Origin of the sequence: Paenarthrobacter sp. NPDC057981, from assembly GCF_042886835.1 — a bacterium.
Classification (GTDB): domain Bacteria; phylum Actinomycetota; class Actinomycetes; order Actinomycetales; family Micrococcaceae; genus Arthrobacter.
In genome coordinates this window covers 1-19399 of sequence record NZ_JBHVQI010000023.1, presented here as the reverse complement: position 1 = coordinate 19399, position 19399 = coordinate 1, and the positions used below count along the sequence as shown (strand labels likewise).

Below are 19399 nucleotides of genomic sequence, written 5' to 3'. Positions count from 1 at the left end.
ACTAACCGCGTTCAAGGAACGCCTCCTTCTCGGGGTTCAAGTACTGGTCGATCGCAGCGGAAAGGGCCGGCTGGTCCTGCAAAGCAGCATCCTGGCCGACCAAGGCCTGGGCATCGGCCCGAGCGCGGGCAATGATGTCCTCGTGCTCAAGGACCCGGAGCAACTTCAACGTTGACCGCCCCCCGGATTGCGAGGCACCCAGGATGTCACCTTCACGGCGAAGCTTCAGGTCCTCCTGCGACAACTCGAAACCGTCGGTGGTGGAGGCAACGGCTTCCAGCCGGCGGCGGCTCGGATGGCCCGGTTCCAGGGTTGTCACAAGGAGGCACGTGCCGGGAAGCCCACCACGCCCCACCCGGCCCCGCAGCTGGTGGAGCTGAGAGATGCCAAAACGGTCGGCATCCAGGATGACCATCAAGGTGGCATTGTGGACATCCACACCCACCTCGATGACCGTAGTGGAAACCAGCACCTTGGTCTCGTTTGAGGCAAACGACGCCATCGTTTCGGACTTCACCTGCGGGTCCTGCCGGCCATGAAGCGGTGCCACCGGCACGCCGCCCAGCGACGGCTCCTGCACGAGGCTCTCGACGACGGCGGTCACCGACGCGAGCTCCCGGGCCGAACCCTCGTCCGACAGCGACGCGTCGCTTGGCTCCGCTTCCCCCGGGCTGAAGTCGCCGTCGTCGTCCGATCCGATCTTGGGGCACACCACATAGACCTGATGCCCGGCATCGACTTCCTCGCGCGAACGCTTCCAAATGCGGTCCGCCCAGCCAGGGTTTTCCGACAGCCCCACCACGTGGGTGGAAATGGGCGCGCGGCCGGCCGGAAGTTCGTCGAGAATGGAGGTCTCGAGGTCGCCGAAAACAGTCATTGCCACAGTGCGGGGAATGGGCGTTGCAGTCATCACCAACAAGTGCGGCGGCCGTTGGGCTTTTGCCCGGAGCGCATCACGCTGCTCAACTCCGAAGCGATGCTGCTCATCCACCACGATCAGCCCAAGATCCTGGAAACTGGTCTTGTCGCTCAGCAGGGCATGCGTACCAATGACGATTCCGGCATTTCCCGAAGCCGCGTCCAGCATCGCCTGCTTCCTCGCGGCAGTAGGCATGGAACCGGTGAGCAGCGTTACCTGCACGGACTGTTGGGACTGGTCTCCGCCCAGCATTCCCGCGCCGCCAAACATGGTGTCACGGGCAAGGGGGCCGAGCGTGCGCCGAATCGAATCGAAGTGTTGGGCGGCAAGGACCTCGGTAGGGGCAAGGAGCGCAGCCTGGCCACCGGCATCGACCACCTGGAGCATGGCGCGCAGGGCAACAATGGTCTTTCCGGAACCCACCTCTCCCTGCAGGAGCCTGTTCATGGGCGTATCCCGGCCCAGCTCTTCAGCGAGCGTCTTTCCGACGGCGGATTGGCCGGCTGTCAGGGTGAACGGCAGGTTCCGATCGAAGCTGCTGAGCAGGCCGCCTGCCGTGGGACGCCGGGCGGTGGCTTCTTCGGCGGCGAGTTGGGCACGCCTGCGGGCCAAGGCGGTTTGCAGGACCAAGGCTTCCTGGTATCGGAAGCGTTCCTGCGCCCGATGCCAATCCTTCGGCGTCTCGGGCGAGTGGATCAGGCGGTACGACTCGGCGACGCTGAGCAGGCCGTCCCTGGCAGCAATACGCTCTGGGATCGGGTCCTCCAACGCGTCGAGGTCCATGGTTTGAAGCAGGGAGGCAACCACCTTGTGGATGGACCAGCTGGTCAGCTTCGCCGTGGCCGGGTACACCGGAATCGGCATCGCCGCGAGCTTGGCGGGGTCCACGGAGTCCTCAGCCTCCGGATCCTCGTCCAACAGGAGGAAATCCGGATTGGTCAGGCCCAGGGCACCGCCATAACGGGTGACCTTGCCTGAAAACATGGCCCGCCGACCGGCCAGGAGTTCCGCCTTGGCCCGGAAACCATTGAAGAAGCTGACCTTCAGCGTCCCGGGAACACCGTTCCCGCCGGCCTCGTCGGTCACGACGACATCGGTGATGGAGCCCCGGCGGGCGCGCATCTGCCGTGTGCTGTTGGACACCACACGGGCTATGAGCGTGACCTCCTCATCCAACGGCAGCTTGCTGATGGGAGTCAGTTCGCCTCGGCTCAGGTAACGCCGCGGGAAGTAGTTCAACAGGGCACCACACGTTTTGAGTCCCAGGTGTTTCTCGATGACCGCCGCTGACCGCTTGCCGATCCTGCGCTCGAGCGGCAGCTCCAGTTCAGTAGTCATGCCGTGGCTGGTCTGAATCATCATGTCGCGGCACGGCCAATTGGCTGACGGCGATGTCGGTGGGTTCACCCAACGAACGGATCAGTTCGACGGCAGGAGCGGGGTCGGGAACGTGGACGTGGACACGCCACCGGTAGCTTGCTTCCGTTGTGGATTCCTCGTCGTCGTCATCGCTGGGCTGCGACCCGCCAACCTGGCTCATGATGACCGAATCCCCCATTTCATCCAGGCGTTGACGCAGGATGGCGGCATTGAGCGGGGACAGGCTGATGGTGCACATGACCTCCACGCCCTCATCGGCCGGCATGTGCTCGTGAATGTGTGGATCCTGCAGCTTGTAGCCGTGCAGGTCGTCCAGAAGCTCATCCTGCAGTTCCTCGCCCAGTACTGCGGATCGTAGGCAATCCAACACCAGCAGCATGCCCACGCCACCGGCATCAACCACGTGCGCCTCCTGCAACTGGACAAGCTCATCCTCGGTGCGGAGAACAGCCTGGTAGGCGGCTTCCACCACGGCATCCAGTGACAATCCGAGCGCATGGTTGCTGTCGTCGCCGTCCTGTTCAGCGTCAACCCGCTGTGCGGCGTGCGCAGCGGCCTCCAGGACAGAGAGCATGGTTCCAGCCACCGGTTCGCTCAGTGCAGACCAAGCACGGATTTGGGCCCTGTTCAGCGCTGTCGCCAGAAGCGGAGCACTGAGCCTTGTCTTGCCTGCCAAAGGCTCGGCCGCGGCGCACAGGAATACCGCAAACAGCGTTCCGGAGTTGCCTCTCGCCTGCTCCATGGCTGCTTGGCCGGCCTTCGAAAGCACAGCGCCGACATCATGGGCTTCCGTTTCATCAAAAGCGGAAGAAGCAGCACGCACTGTGAGGTAGAGGTTGGTTCCCGTGTCTCCGTCGGCGACGGGAAAGATGTTAATCGCATTAAGGCGGTCGCTGTGGTTTCCGAGGACCACCTCCGCCTTGCCGAGCCAACGTTTCATGGCGTGCGCGTTCGCGGCGATCTTAGTCTGCAAAGTGATCCCATCCAACGGTGTCAGCAGCATGCCCGGCGATCCGGACGCCGCTGCCTGTCGGCTCGACAACGGCTTGAACTGAGCCTATCGCAGTGAAGCCGTGCGGCAGCTGAATTCCTGCTGGGAACGTAGCAAGCAACCCGTGGTCCTCTCCCCCGCCCAGTACCCAGGGCATTGCTTCAAGATTCAGCAACGCAGCAGCGGGTTCCAGCACGGCTGCATACTTTTTCAGCACAAGGGGATCGAAATCGAGCACGGCGCCGCTGGCGGTGGCGAGCCGACCGCCGTCGCGCAGCAAGCCGTCTGAGATGTCCAACATGGCTGTTGCGCCGGCCCTGGCAGCCTCCGGTCCCGCCGCCAAAGGCGGCAGAGGCCTGCATTGGCGCTCCACAAGGCCCTTGAGCTCTTCGCTGAGGCTCTCGTAGGGAACATCGCTTTCAAGCAACGCCCAGCCCGCGGCCGCCCGCCCCAAGGTGCCAGCCACCGCTACGACATCGCCCGCCGTCGCCCCAGAGCGCAGCACCGGCGCCACTCCGGCAAGGGTTCCGACGACGGCGACCGTCACCGCGATTTCGCGGCCGCGCCCGAGGTCGCCTCCGGCAACAGAGCAATCCGGGGCACCCAACTCAACGATGGCGGCGGTGAGTCCATCCGCAAAAGCTTCCACCCAGTCAACAGGTGTGGACGGCGGCATGGTCAGGCTGACCACAAGGGAAGAAGCACTGCCACCCATGGCATTGATGTCACTGAGGTTCTGTGCGGCGGCCTTCCACCCGACGTCGTACCCGGTGGTCCCGTAACCGTTCTTCCACTGGAGCCTGAAGTCCTGGTCCTGGGTTTGCGTGTCGATGGAAATCAGGGTGCGGCCATCCGGAGCGGCTATCAGGGCAGCATCATCACCGGGACCCAGCAGAACGCCGGCGCTGCTGTTCAGGCGGGGAAAGATCCGGGCAAGGAGCTCGGACTCCGAAAGGTCTTGGACGGTCAGTTGTTCTGCAGGCACGGCTCTACGCTATCGCGATCCTCCGACAGGATAACGACGCAGCGATTCACGGCCGGCTGCGCAGCAATGTGACCGGGGCTACCCACGCCCGTTCGGCCCGTGCGTGCGGGATAGGCTGGAGAGATGCATCGAATGACCCTCCGCCGGACTGCGCTGGCCGTCTCCCTGGCCTCTGCATCCGTCCTCGCTTTGTCGGCCTGTTCACCTGCCGTTGACGTTACCGCAGCCGCGGACGCCGCCAACCCTGCCTGCGCCCCCATGATGGTGGCCCTGCCCGACAAGATCGGCGATGCTGCGCTCCGCAAGACGAACAGCCAGGCTACCGCTGCCTGGGGAGATCCCTCGCAGGTCATCCTCCGCTGCGGCGTGAACGTGCCCGGACCCACCACCGACCGCTGTGTCAGCGTCAACGACATCGACTGGGTCATCAAGGAAGGCGATCCGGTATACACGCTGACCACGTTTGGCCGCGTGCCCGCCACGGAGATACTGATCGATCCGGTCAAGTTGGAAGCGGCCAACATAAGTTCCGCGACAGTCCTGACCGAGCTTGCGGCCGCCGTCGGGAAAATCAAGCCCACCGGCAAGTGCGTCGGCCAGGAGGACCTCCAGAACCTGCCCTCCAGCAAGTAGGGCGCCCGCTTTTGAACGGCGACCTGCACTGGTTGTGAACTAGCGCAGGCCCGTCTTCCGGGTCAATGCCAAGTGGATGAGTTCGTCAATGAGCTCTGCGTAAGCCAGTCCTGAGGCAGCCCACATCTGCGGGTACATGCTCTTCGGAGTGAAGCCGGGCATGGTGTTGATCTCGTTGATGATCAGTTCGCCCGCTGGAGTGTAGAAGAAGTCCACGCGGCTCAGGCCTTCGGCGCCCACGGCGTCGAAAGCGACCGCCGCCAATTCCCTGACACGTGCTATTGCTTCGTCCGGCATGTCGGCCGGGCAGCTGAGCGCAGCCGCCCCGTCCTCCACGTACTTGGCAGCGAAGTCGTAGAACTGGTGTTCCCCGGAAGCGACAGCGATCTCACCCGGCATCGAGGTGCGCGGTGCATCGGTGCCGCGCCCCTGCAGGACGGCACATTCGATCTCGCGTCCGATGATCCCGGCTTCGATGACCAGCTTCAGGTCGTGACGGCGGGCTTCTTCGACGGCGGCATCGAGGCCTTCCAGCGAATCAACCTTGGAAATTCCCATCGAAGAACCCGCACGGGCCGGCTTGACGAATACAGGGAATCCGAGCTTGTCCACGCGTTTTCGGACAGCCTCCGGGTCGGTTACCCATTCGCGGTCCGTCACGGCTATGTAGGGCCCAACCTTCAGTCCGGCGGACTCGAAGACCACCTTCATGAAGTGCTTGTCCATTCCCACTGCAGAGGCCAGCACCCCGGCGCCTACATAACGGGTGTCGGACAATTCCAGGAGGCCTTGGATGGTTCCGTCCTCCCCCCACGGACCGTGCAGCAGCGGAAACACCACGTCCACGCTGCCCAGTTCCTGCGGAACGGCATTGGGCTCTGTGACGATCAACTGGTGTTCGCCGCCGACTTCGGCCAGGGTGACGGTTTTGCCCGACGCCGCAACCTCCGGAAGGGATGTCGAGCTCAAGGACCACTGGCTGGTGTCGCCCGATGCCAAAACCCATTGACCGGACTTGGCGATGCCGATCGGGATGACCTCGTACTTATTTGTATCGATGGCGCCCATAACACCAGCGGCGGTGACGCAACTGACAGCGTGCTCGCTTGAGCGGCCCCCGAAAAGGATCGCCACGCGGGGTTTGGCCTTCACGGCTGCGGGTTCTTCAATCACCATCAGTAGTCGCCTTCGGACTTCAGTGCCCGGGCCAGCAATCGCGGCCCCAGGTCATCAACGGACATTCTGCCTTCAAGCACGGCTACTACCGCCGCGGTGATGGGCATTTCAACTTTCAGTTTCCCCGCCAGTTCGTGCACGGCAGGGCCGGACTTGATGCCTTCGGCGGTCTGCGTCATTTCTTCCGCCACTTCCTCCAAGCTGAGCCCTTCACCGAGCAGCCGTCCGGCGGTGTGATTGCGCGAGAGCGCAGACGAGCAAGTGGCCACGAGGTCACCGAGCCCGGCGAGTCCGGCCATCGTGTGGGCTTCCCCGCCCAGCGCCAGAGCGAGCCTTGACGTTTCGGCGAGTCCACGGGTGATCACGGAAGCCTTGGTGTTGTCGCCCATTTGGCGGCCTTCACAGATCCCCACAGCCAAGGCGATGACGTTTTTGACAATGCCGCCGATTTCCACTCCGACAACGTCGGTACTGGTGTAGGGACGGAAGTAGGGTGCCGTGCAGCACAGGGCAATGGCAGCGGCTGTGTCGGCGTCGCTGCAAGCAACAACGGAGGCGGTTGGCTGCTCGCGGGCAATCTCCATGGCCAGGTTGGGTCCGGAAACCACAGCAACCCGCGATTCCGGGAGGCCAAGCTCCTGGGCAATCACTTCGCTCATGCGGGCGTCCGTGCCCAGTTCCAGGCCCTTCATGAGGGACACCACCACGGCGTCGGGGGCCAACAGCGCTTTCCAGTCACCCAGCTGAGGCCTCAGCGACTGCGCCGGTACAGCGAGGACCACCAAGGTGGCGTCCTTCAGTACTTCTTCCACGTCCGTGGATGCGGTGATGGACGCCGGCAACTCAATGTCCTTCAAGTACTGCTCATTGCGGTGGGCCGAGTTGATCTGCTCCACTACTTCGGCGCGGCGTCCCCAGATACGGATCGTGCGCTCGACTCCGGCAGCTGTTGCAGCGTCAGCGAGGATTTTCGCAAACGTGGTGCCCCAGGACCCTGCGCCCAGCACGGCCACTGTGGTGGGCACAAACGCCGGGCTTTCGATCAGCGTCACTTTCCGGCCTCCGGGTCCTCGGCTTCGGTTGGGGCATCTTCAACGAGCCGGCCATGCTTGCTCTGCTTGTGGAGCGCGGGGTCCCAGCGCTCAGCCGGCGCCGCTTCGCCGCGAAGCGTCTCCAGGAGTGACGTGATGGCGTCCATGATGACCTCGGTGGCTTCGGTGAGGGTGCCGCGGTCCAGGGGCCGGTCAACGAAGGAACTCAAATCCACGGGCTTGCCCACCAGGACCCGGACAGTCTTGCGCGGGAAGACATGGAAACGCTTGGCGTACCTGGGGAACACCTCCTGCGCACCCCAGTGCGCAACGGGAACCACGGGCGCTCCGGTCTGCAGTGCCAGCCGGGCAGCCCCGGTGTGGCCCTTCATCGGCCATAGCCCGGGATCGCGCGTGAGCGTACCTTCCGGATAGATGATGATGGCGCCACCGGCGTCCACCACCTCCTTGGCCAGCTGCAGCGAGCGGTTCGCTCCCGCCGTCGAGCGTTCAACCGGAATCTGATTCGTAGCGCGCAGCAGTCCACCCAGCACGGGCACTTTGAAGAGTCCCGACTTTGCCAGGAAGTGCGGTGGGCGCTTCTGGTTGTACACCATATGCCCCACAACGATGGGATCGATCTCGGTGCAGTGATTGGGCACCGCGATGAAACCACCGGCAGGAAGATTTTCCAGGCCTTCCCACTTCTTGGCCATCAACAGGTTCATTGCCGGGCGTGCAATCCCCGCCAGCAACGTGAACACGGCACGGCTCGTAGCCGATTCCTTCAAAGGATCCCCCGCTACTTGATGGTGGTGATGTCGAAATCGGCGCCCAAGGCAGCCAGCTTCTCGGTGAAGCGCTCGTAACCGCGGTTGATGATATCGATCCCGGTGACCTTGGATGTTCCCGTTGCGGCCAAGGCTGCAATGAGGTGGCTGAAGCCGCCACGAAGGTCAGGGATGTCGATGTCCGTGCCCCGGAGTGGGGTGGGGCCGGAGATCACGGCCGAGTGCAGGAAGTTGCGCTGGCCGAAGCGACACGGCACGCTGCCAAGGCACTCGCGGTGCACCTGGATGTTAGCTCCCATCCGGGCGAGTGCTTCGGTGAAGCCAAAGCGGTTCTCGTAGACGGTCTCGTGCACAATCGACACGCCCTCGGCCTGGGTCAAAGCGACCACCAGCGGCTGCTGCCAGTCGGTCATGAAGCCGGGGTGCACGTCTGTTTCGAGGACCAGCGGAGTGAGTTTTCCGCCCGGGTGGTAAAAGCGGATTCCGTCATCGCCGATGTCCATCCCTCCGCCAACCTTGCGGTAGGTGTTCAGGAAGGTCATCATGTCGCGTTGGGAGGCGCCTTCGACAAAGATATCGCCGCGCGTCACCAGGGCCGCTGAGGCCCAGGAAGCGGACTCGTTCCGGTCCGGGAGCGCACGGTGGTTGTACCCCCGCAGGTCCTTGACGCCTTCGATGCGGATGGTGCGGTCCGTCTGGACGCTGATGATGGCGCCCATCTTCTGGAGGACAGCGATCAGGTCAATGATCTCCGGCTCGGTTGCCGCACCAATGAGCTCGGTAATGCCTTCGGCACGGGTTGCGCTGAGCAAAACCTGCTCAGTGGCTCCCACCGACGGATAAGGAAGCGAAATCTTGGCGCCGTGCAGACCATGGGGGGCTGAAATGTGGATGCCGCCCGGACGCTTTTCCACGACGGCACCGAACTGCCGGAGCACATTCAGGTGGTAATCGATGGGTCGGTCGCCGATCTTGCAACCGCCAAGGTCGGGAATAAAAGCCTCACCGATCGCGTGGATCAGCGGCCCGCAGAGCAGGATGGGAATCCGGGAGTCGCCGGCGTGGGCGTCGATAGCTGTGCTGGACGCCGTCTTGGCTTCCGTGGGATCCAGGGTAAGGTCCCCCGTCACCGGATCCTTGACCACAGTCACTCCATGCAGCTGCAGGAGGCTGGTGACCACCTCTACATCCTTGATTTCCGGCACGTTCCTCAGCACCGATGGTTCACTGCCCAGCAAAGCGGCCACCATGGCCTTGGGCACAAGGTTCTTGGCACCGCGGACGGTCACTCGTCCGGTTAACGGGACGCCACCGCGGATTGTCAGAACACTACTCATCTATACCGGTTTCCTCACGACTACTCGCCCCCCAAACTGACAAAGGCTCCAGCTAAGCATAGAAGCTCACGTTACCGAACCGAAATGGACCCGCCCCGCGGCATACGGATCCCGTGTCGGCGAAACCAGCGCAAAAAAGGACCGCCGGACCCTTTCCAAGGGGTCCGACGGTCCTCTGCCAGCGTAATTCCCACTGCCCCGTCAGCTGTTAGCCCGCTTCCACTTTCGCTGGAAGCGTCCGAGGCTTGAAGGACGGCCGAGTGGCTTCGTACGCGGTGATGTCTTCTTCGTGCTGGAGGGTCAGGCCAATGTCGTCCAGGCCTTCCAGGAGGCGCCAGCGGGTGTAGTCGTCGATCTCAAAGGGTGCAACGACGTTGCCACATTCGACCGTCTTGGACACCAGGTCCACCTTGACCTCGGTGCCCGGGTTGTTTTCCAGGACCTTCCAGATGAGCTCGATGTCGTCCTGGGCAACCTCCGCGGCGAGCAGGCCCTGCTTGCCGGAGTTGCCGCGGAAGATGTCAGCGAACCGCGAGGACAGGACAGCCTTGAACCCATAGTCCTTCAGTGCCCACACAGCGTGCTCTCTGGAGGAGCCCGTGCCGAAGTCCGGACCGGCCACCAGCACGGAGCCGGCATTGAAGGGAGCCTGGTTGAGGATGAAGGATTCATCCTTGCGCCACGCGGCGAAGAGGGCGTCCTCGAAGCCGGTACGGGTGATGCGCTTGAGGTAGACAGCCGGGATGATCTGGTCGGTGTCCACGTTGCTCTGGCGCAGCGGGACCCCGATGCCGGTGTGGGTGGTGAATTTTTCCATGGGGTCCTCCTAGACTGCGGTTCCGGTCAGCGTTCCGGCCGCGGCCGGTTCAAGGTCCGACGGCGAGCTCAGCGTCCCGCGGATGGCGGTGGCTGCTGCGACGACGGGCGAGACCAAGTGTGTACGTCCGCCCTTACCCTGCCGGCCTTCGAAGTTGCGGTTGGACGTCGAAGCGCAGCGCTCCCCCGGCGCCAACTGGTCCGGGTTCATACCCAGGCACATGGAGCAGCCGGCGAAACGCCACTCGGCACCAAAGTCCTTGAACACCTTGTCCAGGCCCATGGCTTCGGCTTCCAAACGGACACGGGCCGAACCGGGAACCACCAGCATGCGCACGTTCGGGTCCTTCTCACGGCCGCGGACAATGTCCGCGGCTGCGCTCAGGTCCTCGATGCGGGAGTTGGTGCACGAACCCAGGAAGACGGTATCCACCCGGATGTCCTTCATGGGCGTTCCGGCTTCCAGGCCCATGTAGGTCAGTGCGCGTTCAGCGGCCAGCTTGGCGTTCTCGTCGCCGAAGTCCTCCGGAGATGGCACTTTCGCGGACAAGGAAACACCTTGGCCGGGGTTGGTTCCCCAGGTCACGAACGGTTCCAGGGTGTCGGCATCCAGGTCCACCTCGACGTCGAACGTCGCGTCCTCATCGGTGTGGAGCGTGTTCCAGTACTCGACGGCGGCGTCCCAGTCTGTGCCCTGCGGCGCGTGCGGACGGCCCTTCATGTACTCGTAGGTGGTCTGGTCCGGAGCGACCATGCCGGCACGTGCTCCGGCCTCGATGGACATGTTGCAGATGGTCATGCGGGCATCCATCGACAACGAACGGATGGCCGAACCCCGGTATTCCAGGACATAGCCCTGGCCACCGCCGGTACCAATCTTCGCAATGACGGCCAGGATGATGTCCTTGGCAGTAACACCCGGGCGCAGCGTGCCCTCGACGTTGATTGCCATGGTCTTGAACGGCTTCAGGGACAACGTCTGGGTAGCCATGACGTGCTCGACTTCGGAGGTTCCGATACCCATGGCCAGCGCTCCAAAGGCGCCGTGTGTGGAAGTGTGCGAGTCGCCGCAAACCACCGTCATGCCGGGCTGGGTCAGGCCCAGCTGCGGGCCCACGACGTGCACGATGCCCTGTTCCTTGTCACCCAACGAGTGCAGGCGTACACCGAACTCTTTGCAGTTGGCGCGCAGCGTTTCGATCTGCGTGCGGCTGGTGAGGTCGGCAATCGGCTTGTCGATATCCAGCGTCGGAGTGTTGTGGTCTTCCGTGGCGATCGTCAGGTCCACGCGGCGCAGCTTTCGGCCGGCCAGGCGCAAACCTTCGAAGGCCTGCGGGGACGTCACTTCGTGGACGAGGTGCAGGTCGATGAAGAGAAGATCGGGCTGGGCGTTGGCTCCTTCGCCTTCACCCTTGCGCACAACGTGCGCGTCCCAGACTTTCTCGGCCAGTGTCTTTCCCACGGCCTGCTCCCTTCACTGTTGATTGTTCTACATCCACTGAAGCAGCACCGCTGCAAAATAGGCCAGTGAAACAACTTGCATCTCAGATATTGAGACGGCAATATCATTACATGGACAATTCTAGTGGAGTCGGTGTCATTGATAAAGCGGCCCAAGTGCTTGATGCCCTCGAGGCCGGACCAACGACACTTGCGCAGCTCGTAGCAGCCACCGGACTCGCCCGGCCCACGGTTCACCGTCTTGCCCTGGCACTGGTCCACCACCGCCTGGTAAGCCGCGACATCCAGGGGCGCTTTGTCCTCGGCAGCCGGCTCGTCGAACTTGCATCTGCCGCGGGCGAAGACCGCCTGATCGCCTCCGCCGGCCCCGTACTCATCCAGTTGCGCGATGCCACCGGCGAAAGCGCTCAGATTTTCCGGCGCCAAGGCGACTGGCGCGTTTGCGTGGCATCGGCGGAGCGTCCCATCGGCCTCCGCGACACCATCCCGGTCGGCACCCAGTTGTCCATGAAGGCCGGCTCTGCCGCCCAGGTGCTGCTGGCGTGGGAAGACCACGACCGCCTCTTGGAAGGACTGCAAAACGCCCGGTTCACGCCGACCGTCCTGGCAGGAGTACGACGCCGGGGCTGGGGTCAGAGCCTCGGCGAACGCGAGCCGGGGGTCGCCTCTGTTTCGGCACCGGTGCGCGGACCATCGGGTAGGGTGATCGCCGCGGTGTCGATCTCGGGCCCCATCGAACGACTCACCCGCCAGCCCGGGCGCCTGCATGCCGAAGTCGTCTGCAACGCTGCGCGGGTCCTGACTGAGGCGTTGCGGAAGAACAACGACTAGTCATGGACAGCTACGCCGTGTTCCTGCGCGGAATCAATGTGGGCGGCATCAATATCAAGATGGCCGATCTCAAGGGCGCGCTTCAGGACTACCCGTTCTCCAAGGTCAAGACCCTGTTGGCCAGCGGAAACGTCGTGCTGCACAGCGAACTCAGCGCCAAGGACGTCAAGGCACAATTCGAGAAGTGCCTCCGCGATTCCTTTGGCTATGACGCCTGGGTGGTGGTCCTGACAGCGGATCGCGTGGCCCAGCTGGTTGAGGCATGCCCCTACCCGGCCGACGACAAGTCCACGCACAGCTACGTCACGTTGGCCTCTGACAGCGCCATGCTCGACGAGCTCTTCGAGGCTGGCAAAGCGCTGGATGGCGTGGAACAGACCCGCCTCGGCCCGGAGGCAATGGCATGGTTGGCTCCTGCCGGTGGGACGTTGGACAGCCCGTTCAGCAAGCTCTCCGCCAAGCCCCGCTACAAGGCAAGCACCACCACCCGGAACCTCCGTACCCTGGTCAAAGTCAGCGACGCCGCCGCAGACCTCTAATTCGTCCGGGCAGCCTTCAGGGCAGCATTGAAGGCCCGCAACCGCGTGACTTCAACATCAACCGGTTCCACGATCCGTCGCTCAGCCACCACCGCAACCGCTGCCCTCAACCGCTTCGCCGCCCCCGCCGCCCTGGCCCGGGCCGCCCAGCCACCCAGAACACGACCAAGGATGGCCAACAGCACGCCCAGCGCGACTCCCCCGGCAACCATGAGCGTGGGCCACGGCCACCCTTCGGTCCGGGGCACCTCCGGCACAGGCATCTGGAAGTAGCCAAGGGCCGCCAGGACACCGAGCCAACCAAGGCCTCCTACCGCCAACAGGAGCGCAATCCACTGCAGCGTATTGAACAGCAGCCACCACAAGGGTCGTTTCGCGGTTTTCAGGTCCGTTCCAGCGATGGCCTGGTCCAGCGCATCTGGCAGCTGTTCGCGCCCTTCCCGTGCAGCTGCCCGGATTGCTGCACGCCACGGACCGGGAGCACCAGCTGATGCCTCATCGGCAAAATCCCTGACAGCCGCGTCCGTACGCGCGCGCTGCGGCGCGCCGGCAGGTGGCAGGGACGTCCGGCTCAACTCGGGCCTGGTGTCGTTTCGCCCCAAGTTCAGCCTCCGCAAAGGGTCGGACCGGAACCGCAACAACCATCGAGTCACGGGCCACCCTGTCCTGCGAGCCGATTCCCTCCGGAAGGAACGCTGGACCGCGTCCACCACCACCGGCACGTTGGCCGCCGTCGCCAACTCCTGGGCGAGGCGGGACTTGGCGCCACTGGTGATGCCCTTCGCTTCCCCGTCGCCGGACACTTCGATCAATCCGGCGGCAGCCTTGGCGACATCGGCTGCCAGGCGCTGCGTGGTGGCAGCCCGCTGGACCACGACGTTCCTGATGGCGGCGCGAACGGTTGGTACGCCGTCGCCGGTCAGGGCTGACGCACTCATGACGCGGACCTTCTCCAGGCCATCACGAGCAAGGATCCCTTTTAAGGACTCCATGACTGCGGCAGCATCCGGGGCACTGAGCTTGTCCACCTGGTTCAAGACGACCAAGGTGACAGCGCCATGGGAGGCCATTGGGCGGAGAAACCCGTTGTGCACCGCCGCATCGGCGTATTTCTGGGGGTCCATGACCCACACCAGGACATCCACCATCCCGACCATGCGCTGGACAATCTGCCGGTTTTCCAGTCGCGTCGAATCAAAATCCGGCAAATCAAGGAGCACCAGCCCGGCGTCGGCCTCGGCGAAGCCCGGCACCGCCTGCAACACGTGACGCTCCTTCACTTCCAACCAATCGAGCAGCGGGCCGCTGCCCTCTTCGCCCCAGATGCCCGCCAACGGCTCCGACGTCGTTGGCCTTCGCGCAGCTGCAGTGGCCACATCACTGCCGGACACTGCGTTGAACAACGATGATTTTCCACTGCCTGTGGCGCCGAAGAAGCCCACCACGGTATGCCCCGCCGACAATGAACGCCGCGACGCCGCCCGCTCCAGGACGTCATAGACGGATTGGAGTTCCTGATCCGGAAGGACACCCTCGGCGAGTTCCCGGGCGGTGTTCAAGGCTTCGAGCTTTCGCTGCAACTGGGACGATTCACGGACCTGGCTGTGGCGGCTCATGCGGCCCCTGCCAGCCGGCCGAGCGCCGTGGAATGCCTGAGCAGGTCATCTCCGGAGCCCGTCGGGGCAGCCTCGATCCTGCTGAGGAAGCGATGCCGCTCTTCATCGAGGAGGCGTTGGCACTGCGTGTGCAGATCTTGCCGTGCCTGCTGGGCCAGGCGACGGACCGCGTCCTCGCCGAACACTGCTTCCAGCAGCTTCTGGCCGACCACGGCCGTTCCACCGGCGATGCCAATTTCGAGTCCGCTCAGCCCGGCCGTCATGGAGAACACCACGACCATGAGCGCAGCACCCAGTCCGTTGACGCCGAAGGACAACCACCGCGCCTGGGTCCGTTTACCTTGGCCTTGTGTGCGGATCATCTCCATCAGGCCCTCCTGCCACGTACGAATGGACGCAGCCGCTTTGGCGTCAAAGCCCGCGCTGGTCCCCGACAGGTCATCGGTACCCAACAGCTGGCGGCCTGCAGGATCCGAGCGCCAACGCCTGTCAACGTTTTCGGCCGCGTTCGCAGCTTCGTCCAGGATCACGGCCTGGAGCCCTGTTTCGATTGCGGTCTCCACCTTCACGGCGGGAGCCGGTTCGCCGCGGAAGAAAGCGCCCATCCGGTCCCTCATGCGTCCGATGTTCTGTTCGAGGCTGCGGAAGAACTCCCCCGTTCCCACAAAGTCCTGCCACCGTGCCAGCACTTCGCCGCGCAAGAGTGCCCCATCCTTCGTAGCGTCCAGAATGCGGTCCAGCGCATGCTCATATTCCTCTTCGCACAACCGCCCAAGGTCACGTGCTGCAGCTTCCTGCGCACTCGCTGCGGCAGCAATGCCTTCCAGTCGATGACTCACCGCTTTGACGGCACCGTTGAGTGTCCGGCGGGCGACGTCGGCACGGCCGGCCGCATCAGCAGCCAAGGCTCCCAGCCACCGCCGCAGGGGTTTCACCGATTCCTCAGGCAGCATCCCCAACCCGTCCAAGGCGCTCTCCCGCACGACAAAGAGCTTTGCGTCGCCAAGTCCTTGTCGGTCGAGCATTGCCTGCAGATCGGTTTTGACTTCCTCCTCAGCCGCCGGCGGCACGCGGTCCAGGACCACAGCTACGGTGATGTCCCGCGAAGCCGCGTCCACGAGCAGCCGCCACGGAACGGCGTCGGCATAGCGGTTGGCGGTGGTGACAAAAATCCAAAGGTCAGCTGCCGCCAGCAGCTGCCCAGCCAGCCGGCGGTTGTCGTCGGAAATGGAGTCCACGTCCGGGGCATCCAGGAGTGCAATACCCTGAGGAACCGTGTCATGCCCCGCCAGGACCAACGACGTAATCGCTTGGGCATCAGGGGCCGCACCTGCCTGGTTCGCCGGCACAGGAACTGCAGACACCGTCCCGCGGATCCGCTGCAGACCGGGCAGGATCCGTTGCCCTTCGAACCACTCTGCGTCCCCGGGGTGATGGAGAAGGATCGGCTGGCGGGTTGTGGGTCTGATCGCCCCTGCCCGGGTCACAGGAAAGCCCACCAAGGCGTTAACCAGCGTGGACTTGCCTGCGCCGGTTGAACCGCCGACGACGGCCAGCAGCGGGGCGTCCAGGCTGCGGTAGCGGGGAATGATGTAGTCATCGAGCTGCGCCAACGACTCCCGGATCCACTGGCGGGCTTCCTGCGCCTCGGGCACTGCCAGGGGAAGGGTGGTGGCCGCGAGTTCGGTACGGGCAGCTTCCAACGTCTCGACGGCGGCCGCCGCCCCTTGTGGGACGCCGCGCGGCTCTGGGCCGGCCCCGGAAGCTGACGGGTCTTCGTGTGCAGTCACAGCATCATCATGCCAGCCCGGCACCCCATACCAACGGCGGGCAGGCGCAAAGGGCAAAAAGAAATCCCCCGGAACCAGAGTTCCGGGGGATTTGCTTGTGACCCCAGCGGGATTCGAACCCGCGTTACCGCCGTGAGAGGGCGGCGTACTAGGCCGCTATACGATGGGGCCTTGCACTTTCTTATCACCGTTTCCGGCGATCAAGCTGAATGAGTATTTCATACTTTCAGCTCTGTTCCAAATCGCTTTCGCGGCTTGGAACTTCCGAATTTCCAGCGTATTTACGCGGATTTTCAGAGCTGGGATACCAGGACTCGAACCTAGAATGACGGTACCAGAAACCGTAGTGTTGCCAATTACACCATATCCCAAAGTGACTTTCGGACCGGAGTTCCTTGCCCCGGTTTCCCTCGGCTTTTCCCTCCGTGCCCCTCAGCACGAGTAATGACTCTACCGGAGTCTTGCCACCTGCACAAATCCGTAGGGCGTTACCTGCATCACATGAAAATCAGGTGGTCGCCGGCGCCTTGGCCAGGAGCTGCCGTAGCGAATCCACTTGGCGGCCACTGAACCCGGCTACCTCTTCGCCCACCCTGTTGAGCCACACGCCCACCAAGCCGGCCGCCGTCGCGCCGTCGGCATCAAGCAAGCGGTTGTCGCCTACGTAGAGGGTCTCCCCCGGCGTGGTGCCCAGAAGGCGTACACCCTCCCGGTAAATCGCAGGATCCGGCTTGGCGACACCCACCGTGTCGGTGCCGACCAGGATCCTGATCCGTTCCAAGCCGGCGCCGTCCAACTTTGCACGCTGGTAGTCGTGGACGTTGTTGCTCACCGCGCCGTAGGGGACGCCGGCCGCATCCAGGGCATCGAGCACTTCTTCCACGTCATTGAAAGCCCTGACGTAGGCAGTTTGGCGTTTGTGGTACTCAGCCACCCAGGCTTGGGACTCCTCGCCGTCCTCAAGCTCGACGCCAAAATGCCCCAAAGCAGCCCGTCCGCGAAGCAGCCTCTGCTCGTTGAAGGTCAGCTCGCCAGCCAGGTAGCGGTCATAAAAATGCGTGGTCTCATGCGTGAAGATGCGTCCGAACTTCACCCACCCGGCCTGGTCAAGGCCGGGCAGGAGATGTTCGCTGACGTCACGCAACGCGGTCGTCATGGCGTATTCAAGGTCCACCAAAGTGTCATCGATGTCGAAGAGGACACCGCGGATGGTGCCAAAGGAAGTTGCAATAGCCATGACGGGTGCTGCTCCTAGCCGCGGAAAGCGCGAACACGGGCCAAGGAGGAATCCTTGCCCAGAATCACCATGGACTCGAACAGAGGCGGGGAAATCCGGCGGCCCGAGATCGCCGTGCGCACAGGTCCAAAGGCAGCGCGGGGCTTGATGCCCAAATCTTCCACCAGCGCCTGCTTCAGAGCGGTCTGGATGTTCTCCGCAGTCCATTCCGCGATGGGTTCCAAAGCGGCCAGCGCCGCGTCGAGAACTTCTTCGAGGTTGGCAGGCAGACCCTTGCGGGCGTCGTCAGCGATGTCGATGGCGTCATCGGCCTTGAACAGGAAGGCGAGCATTTCCGGAGCCTCGCCGAGGAGGGTGATGCGCTCCTGGACCAGCGGCGCTGCCTCGGCAAGGATCTCCTCCTGCCGTGGGGTAAGGATCTCGCCAACGAAACCGGCAGCGCGGAGGTAAGGAACGAGCCGCTCCTTGAAGTCCTCGGGTGCAAGCATGCGTACGTGGGTTCCGTTGATGGCCTCGGCCTTCTTGAGGTCGAAACGGGCAGGGTTGCCCAGGACATCGTGGATGTCGAAGTTGGCCACGAGCTGCTCCACCGTGAAGATGTCCTCGTCAGCGCTGAGAGACCAGCCCAGAAGCGATAGGTAGTTGAGGAGGCCCTCAGGGATGAAGCCACGTTCGCGGTGCAGGAACAGGCTGGATTCGGGATCGCGCTTGGAGAGCTTCTTGTTGCCCTGTCCCATCACGTAAGGCAAGTGGCCGAACTCCGGCATGTATTCGGCGACACCGATCGCGTAGAGGGCACGGTACAACGCGATCTGGCGCGGGGTGGAGCTCAGCAGGTCCTCGCCGCGGAGGACGTGGGTGATGCCCATCAGCGCATCATCCACGGGGTTTACCAAGGTGTACAGCGGAGCGCCGTTGGCCCGAACGACTGCGAAATCGGGTACTGAACCGGCCTTGAACGTGATCTCACCGCGAACCAGGTCGTTAAACGTCAGGTCCTCATCCGGCATCCGGAGGCGCAGGACAGCTTCCCTGCCTTCGGCCTTGAACTGGGCGAGCTGCTCCTCGGTGAGGTGGCGGTCGAAACCGTCGTAGCCCAGCTTGGGGTCACGGCCTGCAGCCCTGTGGCGGGCTTCGATCTCATCGGGCGTGGAGTACGACTCGTAGACATGTCCCCCGGCCTTGAGCTTGGCGATGACGTCCTGGTAAATATCGCCCCGCTGCGACTGGCGGTACGGCTCATGCGGACCGCCGACTTCCACACCCTCATCCCAGTTGATGCCGAGCCACTTCAGGGCATCGAGCAACTGGTGGTAGCTCTCCTCGCTGTCGCGGGCAGAGTCCGTGTCCTCGATGCGGAAGATCAACTTGCCGCCGGTGTGGCGTGCATAAGCCCAGTTGAACAGGGCTGTGCGTATCAGGCCAACGTGCGGGGTACCCGTCGGTGAAGGGCAAAAACGGACGCGGACCGGGGTCTCGGCGTTGACGGCAGGGATGGCGCTGGAGGCAGCGTTCGACGCAGAAGCAGTAGTCATAGTAGTTCCAACTTTACCGCTTGGCACCACCTCGGTTTCCCTGACTGAAGCGAACGACGGCGGCAGTCGTTTTCCCGGTGAAAGCTTGGGTTCTAGCGGTCGTTGCAACACCCGATATTTTTGGGAGTTGCAACGACCGTGCCGCATTTATGCGATGTTCCTGGGGAGTTTCGGAAGTTTGCGAGATCTACTGCCGAGCAGCGGGAAGCTTTCTTCAGGGCTTTTGATCGGCTAGGGAGTGTGACGGAGGCCGCCGCTGAGCTCGGGTTGAACCGGAACACCTGCTACCAGTGGGTTCGAAAGGCCGGACTGGCCAGGAATCGTGCCGAAG

Annotated in this window: 17 protein-coding genes and 2 tRNA genes; 4 read left to right on the top strand and 15 right to left on the bottom strand. The window is 63.5% G+C overall.

The window, feature by feature from the left end:
- Position 1 precedes the first annotated feature (1 nt).
- From ACFVSI_RS17545 to thiL, 3 genes are read right to left on the bottom strand one after another with little or no spacing between them, the layout of a single operon-like run.
- On the bottom strand, positions 2 to 2257 hold the full coding sequence (locus ACFVSI_RS17545) for an ATP-dependent DNA helicase RecG (RefSeq protein WP_387826384.1): 2256 nt from the start codon (positions 2255 to 2257) through the stop codon (positions 2 to 4).
- Positions 2247 to 3239: a DAK2 domain-containing protein gene (locus ACFVSI_RS17540; protein WP_387826474.1), complete on the bottom strand. Its 993-nt coding sequence runs from the start codon at positions 3237 to 3239 to the stop codon at positions 2247 to 2249. Before ACFVSI_RS17540 ends, ACFVSI_RS17545 begins: the two co-directional genes overlap by 11 nt.
- Before the next feature lie 22 nt (positions 3240 to 3261).
- On the bottom strand, positions 3262 to 4275 hold the full coding sequence (gene thiL, locus ACFVSI_RS17535) for a thiamine-phosphate kinase (protein ID WP_387826381.1): 1014 nt from the start codon (positions 4273 to 4275) through the stop codon (positions 3262 to 3264).
- A 123-nt stretch (positions 4276 to 4398) separates the two neighbouring features.
- Here thiL and ACFVSI_RS17530 point away from each other — a divergent pair, with 123 nt between their 5' ends.
- Positions 4399 to 4908: a DUF3515 family protein gene (locus ACFVSI_RS17530; RefSeq protein ID WP_387826378.1), complete on the top strand. Its 510-nt coding sequence runs from the start codon at positions 4399 to 4401 to the stop codon at positions 4906 to 4908.
- Between the two features lie 39 nt (positions 4909 to 4947).
- Here ACFVSI_RS17530 and ACFVSI_RS17525 read toward each other — a convergent pair whose 3' ends face one another.
- The 6 genes from ACFVSI_RS17525 to leuC form a co-directional block, all read right to left on the bottom strand.
- Positions 4948 to 6084: a D-alanine--D-alanine ligase family protein gene (locus tag ACFVSI_RS17525; RefSeq protein WP_387826376.1), complete on the bottom strand. Its 1137-nt coding sequence runs from the start codon at positions 6082 to 6084 to the stop codon at positions 4948 to 4950.
- A complete protein-coding gene (locus tag ACFVSI_RS17520; protein WP_387826373.1) occupies positions 6084 to 7136 on the bottom strand; it encodes an NAD(P)H-dependent glycerol-3-phosphate dehydrogenase in 1053 nt (350 codons plus the stop codon). Before ACFVSI_RS17520 ends, ACFVSI_RS17525 begins: the two co-directional genes overlap by 1 nt.
- Positions 7133 to 7906, bottom strand: coding sequence for a lysophospholipid acyltransferase family protein (locus ACFVSI_RS17515; RefSeq protein WP_387826370.1), 774 nt, complete (start codon positions 7904 to 7906; stop codon positions 7133 to 7135). Before ACFVSI_RS17515 ends, ACFVSI_RS17520 begins: the two co-directional genes overlap by 4 nt.
- Before the next feature lie 11 nt (positions 7907 to 7917).
- Positions 7918 to 9243 carry a UDP-N-acetylglucosamine 1-carboxyvinyltransferase gene (gene murA, locus ACFVSI_RS17510; protein WP_144659958.1) on the bottom strand — a complete coding sequence of 442 codons (1326 nt, stop codon included), beginning with the start codon at positions 9241 to 9243 and terminating at the stop codon, positions 7918 to 7920.
- Positions 9244 to 9451: 208 nt separating this feature from the next.
- Positions 9452 to 10060, bottom strand: coding sequence for a 3-isopropylmalate dehydratase small subunit (gene leuD / locus ACFVSI_RS17505; protein WP_387826366.1), 609 nt, complete (start codon positions 10058 to 10060; stop codon positions 9452 to 9454).
- A gap of 9 nt (positions 10061 to 10069) precedes the next feature.
- A complete protein-coding gene (gene leuC, locus ACFVSI_RS17500) occupies positions 10070 to 11521 on the bottom strand; it encodes a 3-isopropylmalate dehydratase large subunit (RefSeq protein ID WP_387826364.1) in 1452 nt (483 codons plus the stop codon).
- Positions 11522 to 11631: 110 nt separating this feature from the next.
- On the opposite strand from leuC, the gene ACFVSI_RS17495 reads away from it, so the two are divergent.
- Positions 11632 to 12351: an IclR family transcriptional regulator gene (locus tag ACFVSI_RS17495; protein WP_014922101.1), complete on the top strand. Its 720-nt coding sequence runs from the start codon at positions 11632 to 11634 to the stop codon at positions 12349 to 12351.
- Positions 12352 to 12353: 2 nt separating this feature from the next.
- A complete protein-coding gene (locus ACFVSI_RS17490) occupies positions 12354 to 12890 on the top strand; it encodes a DUF1697 domain-containing protein (RefSeq protein ID WP_387826359.1) in 537 nt (178 codons plus the stop codon).
- Here ACFVSI_RS17490 and ACFVSI_RS17485 read toward each other — a convergent pair.
- The 6 genes from ACFVSI_RS17485 to gltX form a co-directional block, all read right to left on the bottom strand.
- Positions 12887 to 14506 carry a GTPase gene (locus tag ACFVSI_RS17485; RefSeq protein ID WP_387826356.1) on the bottom strand — a complete coding sequence of 540 codons (1620 nt, stop codon included), beginning with the start codon at positions 14504 to 14506 and terminating at the stop codon, positions 12887 to 12889. The two genes, ACFVSI_RS17490 and ACFVSI_RS17485, sit on opposite strands and share 4 nt — an antisense overlap.
- Positions 14503 to 16296: a dynamin family protein gene (locus ACFVSI_RS17480; RefSeq protein ID WP_387826353.1), complete on the bottom strand. Its 1794-nt coding sequence runs from the start codon at positions 16294 to 16296 to the stop codon at positions 14503 to 14505. Before ACFVSI_RS17480 ends, ACFVSI_RS17485 begins: the two co-directional genes overlap by 4 nt.
- A 98-nt stretch (positions 16297 to 16394) precedes the next feature.
- Positions 16395 to 16467 (bottom strand) — tRNA-Glu (locus ACFVSI_RS17475).
- Positions 16468 to 16595: 128 nt separating this feature from the next.
- Positions 16596 to 16667: transfer RNA gene (locus ACFVSI_RS17470), tRNA-Gln, on the bottom strand.
- A gap of 137 nt (positions 16668 to 16804) precedes the next feature.
- Complete coding sequence (locus tag ACFVSI_RS17465) at positions 16805 to 17533, bottom strand: HAD family hydrolase (protein ID WP_387826350.1); 729 nt, start codon at positions 17531 to 17533, stop codon at positions 16805 to 16807.
- A 14-nt stretch (positions 17534 to 17547) separates the two neighbouring features.
- Positions 17548 to 19068, bottom strand: a complete 1521-nt coding sequence (gene gltX / locus ACFVSI_RS17460; RefSeq protein ID WP_387826347.1) for a glutamate--tRNA ligase — start codon at positions 19066 to 19068, stop codon at positions 17548 to 17550.
- A 138-nt stretch (positions 19069 to 19206) separates the two neighbouring features.
- Here gltX and ACFVSI_RS17455 point away from each other — a divergent pair.
- Positions 19207 to 19399 (top strand): helix-turn-helix domain-containing protein (locus ACFVSI_RS17455; protein ID WP_387826344.1); only part of this gene is annotated, 193 nt, incomplete at its 3' end.

Bases quoted from the DNA above. Each gene is read 5' to 3' on its own strand.
- ACFVSI_RS17545 (WP_387826384.1), bottom strand. From the start codon at position 2,257: ATGACTACTGAACTGGAGCTGCCGCTCGAGCGCAGGATCGGCAAGCGG.
- ACFVSI_RS17540 (WP_387826474.1), bottom strand. From the start codon at position 3,239: ATGAAACGTTGGCTCGGCAAGGCGGAGGTGGTCCTCGGAAACCACAGC.
- ACFVSI_RS17530 (WP_387826378.1), top strand. From the start codon at position 4,399: ATGCATCGAATGACCCTCCGCCGGACTGCGCTGGCCGTCTCCCTGGCC.
- ACFVSI_RS17525 (WP_387826376.1), bottom strand. From the start codon at position 6,084: ATGGTGATTGAAGAACCCGCAGCCGTGAAGGCCAAACCCCGCGTGGCG.
- murA (WP_144659958.1), bottom strand. From the start codon at position 9,243: ATGAGTAGTGTTCTGACAATCCGCGGTGGCGTCCCGTTAACCGGACGA.
- leuD (WP_387826366.1), bottom strand. From the start codon at position 10,060: ATGGAAAAATTCACCACCCACACCGGCATCGGGGTCCCGCTGCGCCAG.
- ACFVSI_RS17495 (WP_014922101.1), top strand. From the start codon at position 11,632: ATGGACAATTCTAGTGGAGTCGGTGTCATTGATAAAGCGGCCCAAGTG.
- ACFVSI_RS17490 (WP_387826359.1), top strand. From the start codon at position 12,354: ATGGACAGCTACGCCGTGTTCCTGCGCGGAATCAATGTGGGCGGCATC.
- ACFVSI_RS17485 (WP_387826356.1), bottom strand. From the start codon at position 14,506: ATGAGCCGCCACAGCCAGGTCCGTGAATCGTCCCAGTTGCAGCGAAAG.
- ACFVSI_RS17465 (WP_387826350.1), bottom strand. From the start codon at position 17,533: ATGGCTATTGCAACTTCCTTTGGCACCATCCGCGGTGTCCTCTTCGAC.
- gltX (WP_387826347.1), bottom strand. From the start codon at position 19,068: ATGACTACTGCTTCTGCGTCGAACGCTGCCTCCAGCGCCATCCCTGCC.